The organism is Dietzia aerolata, from assembly GCF_014144865.1.
Lineage (GTDB): Bacteria > Actinomycetota > Actinomycetes > Mycobacteriales > Mycobacteriaceae > Dietzia > Dietzia aerolata.
In genome coordinates, this window is the sequence record NZ_JAALDM010000092.1 from 2,910 (window position 1) to 12,002 (window position 9,093).

6 protein-coding genes and 1 pseudogene are annotated in these 9,093 nt (G+C 68.2%); 4 read left to right on the forward strand and 3 right to left on the reverse strand.

Annotation, left to right across the window (positions count from 1 at the left end; translation table 11 throughout):
* Positions 1-77: 77 nt before the first annotated feature.
* A complete protein-coding gene (locus G6016_RS06450; protein ID WP_338403541.1) occupies positions 78-1,175 on the reverse strand; it encodes a mechanosensitive ion channel family protein in 1,098 nt (365 codons plus the stop codon).
* Positions 1,176-1,289: 114 nt separating this feature from the next.
* A complete protein-coding gene (locus G6016_RS06455; RefSeq protein WP_338403540.1) occupies positions 1,290-2,801 on the reverse strand; it encodes a dolichyl-phosphate-mannose--protein mannosyltransferase in 1,512 nt (503 codons plus the stop codon).
* A 64-nt stretch (positions 2,802-2,865) separates the two neighbouring features.
* On the opposite strand from G6016_RS06455, the gene rsmI reads away from it, so the two are divergent.
* Entirely contained in the window at positions 2,866-3,714 is an 849-nt protein-coding gene (rsmI, locus tag G6016_RS06460) for a 16S rRNA (cytidine(1402)-2'-O)-methyltransferase (RefSeq protein ID WP_182631856.1), read from the forward strand.
* Between the two features lie 217 nt (positions 3,715-3,931).
* Here rsmI and G6016_RS06465 read toward each other — a convergent pair whose 3' ends face one another.
* Complete coding sequence (locus tag G6016_RS06465; protein WP_182631857.1) at positions 3,932-5,242, reverse strand: aminodeoxychorismate synthase component I; 1,311 nt, start codon at positions 5,240-5,242, stop codon at positions 3,932-3,934.
* Between the two features lie 195 nt (positions 5,243-5,437).
* On the opposite strand from G6016_RS06465, the gene G6016_RS06470 reads away from it, so the two are divergent.
* The 3 genes and pseudogenes from G6016_RS06470 to G6016_RS17180 form a co-directional block, all read left to right on the forward strand.
* A complete protein-coding gene (locus G6016_RS06470) occupies positions 5,438-7,063 on the forward strand; it encodes a BCCT family transporter (protein ID WP_182631858.1) in 1,626 nt (541 codons plus the stop codon).
* Between the two features lie 10 nt (positions 7,064-7,073).
* Positions 7,074-8,939: a methionine--tRNA ligase gene (gene metG / locus G6016_RS06475; protein WP_182631859.1), complete on the forward strand. Its 1,866-nt coding sequence runs from the start codon at positions 7,074-7,076 to the stop codon at positions 8,937-8,939.
* An 8-nt stretch (positions 8,940-8,947) separates the two neighbouring features.
* Positions 8,948-9,093 (forward strand): annotated as a pseudogene (locus G6016_RS17180) (TatD family hydrolase); the annotation flags it as partial.

Here is a 9,093-nt window from a genome sequence, read left to right on the forward strand (position 1 = left end):
ACAACGCGGCCGCCCGCCCCTGAGCGTCAGGGGCGGGCGGCCTCAGTGGTGGTGCTCAATCGACCGTGGTCGCGGCGTTATTCAGCCGGCGCCATGGTCTTCATCGGCGATACCGGCAGGCCCTGCGGGTAGGGGGCGTCGATGCCGGCATCGGCGAAGGCGTTGCGGATGCGGCGCCGCAGCTCGCGTTCGGTCGCCCACTGCATGTTGGCGTGGGTCACGGCCGTCATCCGCAGCGACCACGAATCGGCACCGAGCTCGTTGACGCCGGCGAGCTCCGGGCCGGAGATGATGTTGGACTTGATCGGCTCCTCCGCGGCGGCCCGCTTCGCGGTCTCGATCGCGATGTTGCAGGCCCGGTCGACATCCGCACCGTAGGAGACCGGGATCTCCAAGAACGCCACACCGAAGTCCTGGCTGTAGTTGCCCACGCGCATGATGTCGCCGTTGCGGCAGTACCAGAGCGTCCCGTGCAGGTCGCGCACCGCCGTGATGCGCAGGCCCACGTTCTCGACCGTGCCCTCGGCCTCGCCCAGGTCCACCCAGTCGCCGACGCCGTACTGATCCTCGAACAACATGAACAGTCCCGACAGGAAGTCACGCACCAGCGCCTGCGCGCCGAAGCCCAGCGCCACGCCGACGATCCCGGCCGAGGCGATGAACGGCGCCACATTGACCCCGAGGATCGCCAGCGTCTGCAGGATCACCCAGACGAGGACGACGAAGGAAACCAAGGACTTGAGCACCGATCCGATGGTGAGCAGTCGCTGCGCGCGCCGTTCTGCCCTCTTGCGGTCGGCGACCGCCTGCTCCGCCGGCTTCCGGTGATTGCTCTTCTTGAGACTCTCGGCAGTCAGCCCACCGCTCTCGTCAGCGGTGATCTCGCGGGTGTCGTCGTCGTCAAATTTCTTTCCACCAGCCCCGTCGACATCGGTGAGGGCCGTGGCGTCCTCCCTGTCGCGGCGGCGTGGCCACAGGCGCCGTGAGGTGCCGTCCGGGGCGGGCGTGGTGACGCGGTCAATCGCGCGGTGCAGGAGCCACCGCACCACGAGCGCCAAGAGTAGGTACACGACGATCATGACCGGCTTCTCTACCAGCCACTCCTGCATCGCGTCGGACATCCCGAGTTCGGGGAAAGGAATGGATAGCTCGTTCACGTCCGCGACGGTACTGATGTGAGCCGGGGCTGTCAGATGCGCGAACCCGTGCGGTGGGACCCATCCGGGGGCATCCGGCGGTCGGCTGCGGCGGGGATCAGTCGGCGCTCAGGCCTGCGATGCGGGCACTGGCTACCGCCACGAGGGCAGCCAGAGCTGCATGTTCCACTCGGACTGCGTGATGGGCGTGCCCGAGAGGATCGGCAGCATGTAGATGAAGTTCACGATCACCAGCGCGAGATAGAGGCACACGATCGCCCGGCCGATCAGACGCCGCCGCGGCGGATCGGAGGCCGTCCCGGCGACCTCGCCCAATACCAGCGCGATCATCATGATGAAGAACGGCGCCATCACCGCGGCGTAGAAGAAGTACATCTGCCGGTCGTGCTGGAAGAACCACGGCAGGTAGCCGGCCATGTACCCGACGAGCGGGAAAACATACCGACCGTCGCGGCAGATCACCGCACGCCAGAACACCCAGGCCAGGACCGGGATCGCGAGCCACCAGATGGCGGGCGTGCCCAGCAACATGATGGCCCGCACGCACGAGGTCTCGCCACAGCCGGTCACGCCCTCGCCCTGCTCCACGTAATAGAGCATCGGACGCAGGCTCATTGGCCACGTCCACGGCTTGGACTCCCAGGGGTGCCGGTTGCCGGCCGAGGTGGTCAGCGACGAATGAAAATCCAGGACCGACGATTGGTAGTAGAACCACGACTGGAGGGCGTCGGGCAGAAAATCGTTGTCGGATTGCGAGTCCACCGAATGGCGGTACACCGAGTTCTCGTTGGCGAACCAGGGAAGCCACGTGAAGAAATGGAGGATGACCGGCCAGATCACCAGGCTCAGGAACGCCGGGGGAGCATCTCGCAGCAGCGCGCCGGCCAGTGGGCGGACGATGCCGTAGCGGCTGCGCAGCGCCCAGTCCCAGGCGACGGTCATGATGCCGAAGAACGCGATGAAGTACAGGCCCGACCACTTGACGCCCAGCGCCAGACCCAGCATCACGCCGGCGGTGAAACGCCACCACCGAAACCCCAGCCGCGGGCCGAGATCGGACAGGTGCACCCGGCCCTCCAGTGCCGCGCGGTGCATCCGGGCACGCATCTGGTCGCGGTCGACCAGCAGAGCTCCGGCTGCCGCGAGGACGAACAGCACCTGGTAGATGTCCAACATCCCGATGCGGGACGTGACGAATGTGACCCCGTCCAGACACAGCAGCAACCCCGCAATGAGGCCGAGCTGGGTGGAGCGGGTCAGTCGGCGCGTGATGCGCATGACCAGGAGCACCACCAGTACGCCGCAGATCGCGGCAGTGAAACGCCAGCCCATCGGCGTGTAGCCGAACAGAAAGCCGCCGATCGCCTCGATCTGCTTGGCCACCGGCGGATGAACGACCAGTCCGTAGGCCGGGTTCTCCTCGATGCCGAGCTGGGAGATCGTGAACGACTGTGGCGCGTAGTGCTTCTCGTCGAAGACGGGAGTGCCGCCGTCGGTGGCCGAGGTCAGACCCCAGAAGCGCGTGACGAACGCGAGCACCAGGATGACGCCGGTGGCGATGAGGTCGCGGGTGGTCTCGACAGGCCCGGTGTCCGGAGCGGGGAGCGGGCGGCCGGGAGAGCGCACGCCGAGAGTCGAGGTCACAGGGCGAGCATAGTGGGGGCCGGTACCCGGTCCGGGGAGAAGGTCCGGGGATATGGTGGACCCCATGACATCCGGACGGGTCGTGTTGGCGGCCACCCCCATCGGGAATCCGGGTGACGCCTCGGACCGACTTCGCCAGGTTCTCGAGACCGCGGACATCGTGGCGGCGGAGGACACTCGGCGAGTACGGTCCCTGGCCGCGGCGCTCGAGGTGACCATCGGTGGTCGCGTGATGAGCTTTTTCGAGCACAACGAGGCCGGGCGGGTTCCACAGCTCCTCGACCGGGTCCGCTCCGGTGACGTGGTGGCGGTGGTGACCGACGCCGGGATGCCCGCGGTGTCGGACCCCGGCTACTCGCTGGTGGTGGCCTGCATCGAGGCGGGGCTGCCGGTGACGTGCCTGCCCGGGCCGTCGGCGGTGACCACCGCGCTGGTGCTCAGCGGCCTGCCGGTCGACCGCTTCTGCTTTGACGGATTCCCGCCGCGACGTGCGGGCAGGCGCCGCACCTGGCTGGCGCGCCTGGCCACTGAGGAGCGCACCTGCGTGTTCTTCGAATCCCCGCACCGTCTGGCCGACACTCTCGCCGAGGCCGCCGAGGTGCTCGGGCCGGATCGACGCGCCGCCGTGTGCCGCGAGCTCACCAAGACCTATGAGGAAGTGCTGCGCGGGACCCTCGCCGAGCTCGCCGAACGCACCGCCGACGGGGTTCTCGGGGAGATCGTGGTGGTGCTCGACGGCGCGGACGCCGAGAGCTCGGAAGCCGCGCTCGAGGATCTGGTGGAGATCGTCGAGGAACGCGTCGAGGCCGGCGAGCGGCTCAAGGACGCCTGCGCGGCGGTGTCCGAAGGCTCGTCGCTGACCAAGCGCGACCTGTATCAGGCCGTCCTCGCTGCGCGCGCGGAGGCCGAGTAGACGCCTGCGCTGGGCGGGGCGAGGCGGGTTCGTGGGGGGTTCGTGGCGGGGCCGGAGAATTAGGCAACATCAGCGATATTTGGGGCAACACCAGTGCGACGACACGCCGACTGGGCCTCGGTGATGTTGCCCAAGAACACGCTGACGTTGCCCAAAAAGCGCCGCCGTCGCACAGCTTCTCGCATTCGCAGCATCTACCCGCTGCGGAGGCACCGTGTCACCAGGGTGCCGGTCCGCCACCCCAGGTGAAGGCGGCCTTGTGAATGCACTCGTCCCATTCGGCGTCAGGGTCGGAGTCGATGGTGATGCCGCCGCCCACACCGAACTCGCAGCGGCCGTCGGGGGCGATCTCCAACGTGCGGATGGCCACGGACAGATCGAGCTCGCTGGCGGTGTCGGCGTCGGTGGCGTCGGTGGCGTCGGCGGTGTTAGCGGCGTCGCGCGCGTCGGCGGAATCGAGTCGGGGGCCGGCGATGCCGATGGCGCCGCAGTGCAGCCCACGCGCCCGCAGCTCCCAGCCGGCGATGAGTTCGCGCGCCCGCAGCTTGGGCGTGCCGGTGACAGAGGCGGGCGGGAAGGTCGTTTCCACCAGCTCGCTGTTCGAGACACCTGTCCGGGCCGCGACCGTCGACACCAGATGCCACACCCCGGGCGCCTCGTGCACGCCCAGCAATTCGGGAACGGTCACGGAGCCGACGTCGGCGGTCCTGCCCAGATCGTGGCGGACGAGGTCGACGATCATGATGTTCTCGGCCACGTCCTTGTCAGAGGCTCGCAGCAGTGCCGGGTCGGCGTCGAGCGGCAGCGTGCCCTTTATGGGGCTCGAGCGCACCTCCCGGCCGCGTCGCGTCAGGTAGGTCTCTGGCGACATCGACACCACCGCACCCCACGACCCGGCGAGATATGCCGCCCTTCGCGCGCGTGTCCGGCGCCAGAGCTGGGCGAACAGTGCGACAGGTTCGCCGTCCAGCTGGCCATCGACACGGGTGGACAGGCAGGCCTGGTAGATCTCACCGGCCCGGATCGCGTCGAGGCACTTCTCGACCGCCGCATGGTGGGCCTGTCGGTCGGGAGATTGCCAGGTGAGCGTGGCAGGGATTTCGGTGGGGCCACGGCGGGCCCGGGCCCCGAGATGCAGATCGCCAGGCGCGGGGACGTCGCCACGCACCGACCAGTGCCCGTCGTGTCCCAGCACGAGGAGGCCCGCGGCGCGCCCCGAGACCGCTTCAGGAAGGAGGCGTCGGTCGCCGGAGGGCACGTCGGGGAATGCGCGAAAGCCCAGCGTGTAGCCGGAATCAACGGTGGCTGAGGAGGCCGGATCGCCGGATAACACGGGGGAGTGGGCCGGGCCGAAGGCGTCCCGAGGTGCCACCGGGAGCAACTCGACGGACGGGGCGATCACTGCGGCGGCACCGAGCCAGTCGCCGAGCAGAGCGGCCGGCGGCGCGAGCCCCTCACGGGTCGCGCGGCGAGCACAGGCGTCGAGGACGCGCAGCGGATCCGGCGGCACGCTCGCCCAGGTATGCACCTTATAAACGTTGCAGATTCACCTGGCCGTGGTCCAGCCTGGCCACACCACGATCCACATGGGAACCGGGTGCGAACGACCAAACTTACCGCTGGAGGCCCCTAACGTGCTACTGCTGGAACGGTGACCATCAATGAAGAGAAAGCCACAGGGAAACCCAAATTCGCGGGAGAACCGCCCGGCAACAAGATCAGCATGGGGGTTTTCATACCCGCGCTCATCCTGATCGCCCTCGTACTCCTCTGGGGATTGGTGTTCACCGAGTCGTTCCAGACTGCGGCGGACGCGGCCTTTGGTTGGACCGTCGAGAGTGTCGGCTGGGTGTTCGTGCTCGCGGCGACCGCCTTCGTCGCCTTCGTGCTGTGGCTGGCACTCAGCAAATTCGGCAACGTCCGGCTCGGCGGGGACGGCGAGAAGCCGACCTTCCGAACCTCCAGCTGGATCTCCATGATGTTCGCCGCCGGCATGGGCATCGGCCTGATGTTCTACGGCGTGAGCGAGCCGCTGTCGCACTTCGTCAATCCGCCGCCGGGCACCAATGGTGGTGTCACGACCGCGATGGCTACCACGACCTTCCACTGGACCGCCCACGCCTGGGCCGTCTACGCGGTGGTCGGACTCTCGTTGGCGCTGACCGCCTACCGCTACGGCGGCCGGCACCTCATCTCGAGTGCGTTCACCCCGCTGATCGGCGCGCGCCGAGCAAACGGCTGGCAGGGCAAGGTGCTCGACGTCCTCGCGATCTTCGCGACCGTGTTCGGCACCGCCGCCTCGCTCGGCCTGGGCGCGCTGCAGATCCAGGGCGGATTGCGGGAGACCGGAACCATCACGTCAGAGAGCGTGGCGGTGGTCATCGGCATCATCGTCGTGCTGGGACTGTGCTTCGTGATCTCGGCGGTCAGTGGCGTCGAGCGCGGCATCCAGCTGCTGTCCAACATCAACATGGTCTTCGCGATCCTGATGGTGATCTTCGTGCTGGTCTTCTCCGGCGCGGCAGTGTTCATGCTCGACCTGATCCCCGCCTCGATCGGCGCGTACATCGACACGTTCTTCGCCATGTCCGCGCGCACCGGCGCCACCGCCGACGGGACCGCCGGTGAATGGCTCTCCGGCTGGACCGTCTTCTACTGGGCCTGGTGGATCTCCTGGTCGCCCTTCGTGGGCATGTTCCTGGCACGCATCTCGCGCGGCCGCACCATCCGAGAGTTCGCGATCGGTGTGCTGGTCGTCCCCAGCGTGCTGAGCATCATCTGGTTCTCGGTCCTCGGCGGAGCCGCCCTGGATCTGGAGCTCAGCGGAGAGAGCATCTACGGCGACGGCAACTCGACCGTCCAGCTGTTCGCGCTGTTCGAGAGCCTGCCGCTCACCGGGCTGCTGTCGTTCCTGGCCATGATCCTGATCGCGATCTTCTTCATCACCGGCGCGGACTCGGCGTCCATCATCATGGGCTCGATGTCACAGTTCGGGGCCGAGGAACCCAAGCGGGGGATCGTGGTCCTATGGGGCGCCCTCACCGCCTCCGTTGCGATCCTGATGCTGCTGCCCGGTATGCGCCAGGGAGATCCCCAGAGTGCGCTGGACAGTCTGCAGAACCTCACGATCATCGCGGCATCGCCTTTTGTTCTGGTCCTGGCATTCATGTGTGTGTCGATGGTCAAGGTGCTGCGGTCGGATCCGTTCATCACCGAGAAGGTCTACGCCATGCCGAAGACCCAGCAGGAGAAATACATCGCCGAGCAGGCGGCCGCGACAAGTGATCCGGAGCCTGCCGAGACAGTCGGGGGGAGCACCTCCTCCGGCGACGAGGCGACGACCACCTAGGCTGTAGGCCATGGCGAAGACAGTCCTCACCGCGGTCGCATGGCCGTACGCGAACGGCCCCCGACACATCGGACACGTCTCGGGGTTCGGCGTACCGTCGGACGTCTTCTCCCGGTACCAGCGCATGGCCGGCAACGACGTGCTCATGGTTTCGGGCACCGACGAGCACGGCACCCCCCTCCTTGTCCAAGCGGAGAAGGAGGGGGTGCCGGTGCAGACGTTGGCGGACCGGTACAACCGGGTGATCGTCGACGACCTGGCAGGACTGGGCCTGAGCTACGACCTGTTCACCCGCACCACCACGCGCAACCATTACGCGGTGGTGCAGGAGCTGTTCAAGGGTCTTCACCGCAACGGGTACATGGTCGCCCAGACCACCACCGGCGCGGTCAGCCCGTCCACCGGCCGCACGCTGCCCGACCGGTACATCGAGGGCACCTGTCCGATCTGCGACTACGACGGCGCCCGCGGCGACCAGTGCGACAACTGCGGCAACCAGCTCGACCCGGCGGACCTGAAGAACCCGGTCTCCAAGATCAACGGTGAGACGCCGAAGTTCATCGAGACCGAGCACTGGTTCCTCGACCTGCCCGCCCTGGCGGACGCGCTCGGGGACTGGCTCAAGGGGCGCAAGGACTGGCGCCCCAACGTCCTGAAGTTCTCCCTCAACCTGCTCGAGGACCTGCGGCCCCGTGCGATGAGCCGCGACATCGACTGGGGCATCCCGATCCCGGTCGAGGGCTGGCAGGACCGCGGCGACAAGAAGCTCTACGTCTGGTTCGACGCCGTGGTGGGCTACCTGTCCGCGTCGATCGAGTGGGCGTGGCGCTCCGGCGAGCCCGAGGCCTGGCGCCGGTGGTGGACGGACCCGGAGGCGGTCTCCCACTACTTCATGGGCAAGGACAACATCACCTTCCACTCCCAGATCTGGCCGGCCGAGCTGCTCGGGTATGACGGCCGCGGAGCCAAGGGCGGCGAGCCCGGCCCGCTGGGTGCGTTGAACCTGCCGACCGAGGTCGTGTCGAGTGAGTTCCTCACCATGTCGGGCTCGAAGTTCTCCTCCTCGCGCGGTGTGGTGATCTACGTCCGCGACTTCCTGGCCGAGTTCGGCCCCGACGCGCTGCGGTACTTCATCGCCGTGGCCGGGCCGGAGAACCAGGACACCGACTTCACCTGGGACGAGTACGTCCGCCGCACCAACGCCGAGCTCGTGGGTGGCTGGGGCAACCTCGTCAACCGCACCGTGTCGATGGCGCACAAGAACTTCGGCGAGATCCCGCGCCCCGGCACACTGATGGACGTGGACGCCGAGCTCCTGCGCGACTCGCGGGCGGCGTTCGACACCGTCGGTGGTCACCTCGACCAGTCCCGCTTCAAGGCCGGCGTCACCGAGGCGATGCGGATCGTCGGCGCCGCCAACCGCTACATCGCGGCCACCGAGCCGTGGAAGCTCGCCAAGGAGCCCGACCAGCGCGAGCGCCTGGGCACCGTCCTGCACACCGCGCTGCAGGTGGTCTCCGACGCCAACACCCTGCTCACCCCGTTCATGCCGTCGGCCGCGCAGCAGATCCACAGCGCCATCGGCGGCGAGGGGATCTGGGCGGCCGCGCCGCAGGTCCACGAGGTCGTTGACGACATGCCGGTGGAAGTCGCGGGCGTGGGCGTTCCCGAGCCCGGGCACCAGTACCCGGTGATCATGGGCGACTACGCCGCCGAGCAGGCGCGGTGGGCCCGCACCGAGATCACCCCCGGTACGCCGCTGGCCAAGCCCACCCCACTGTTCGCGAAGGTCGACGCCGAGCTCGCCGAGACCGGTCCCGAGTGGGCGCCGATCCAGCCCGCCGGCGGTCAGGCGACCGACGGCGGGGAGGGCTGAGCCGGACCATGGGTAAGCGCAAGCCCCGCCCGACCCCCGTCCTGCCCGATCCGCTGCCCGGGCTCGTCGACGCGCACACGCACCTGTACTCGTGTGGGCATCGCAGTGCCGACGAGGTCCGCGCCGCCGCCGACCGCGCCGCGCTGGCCGGGGT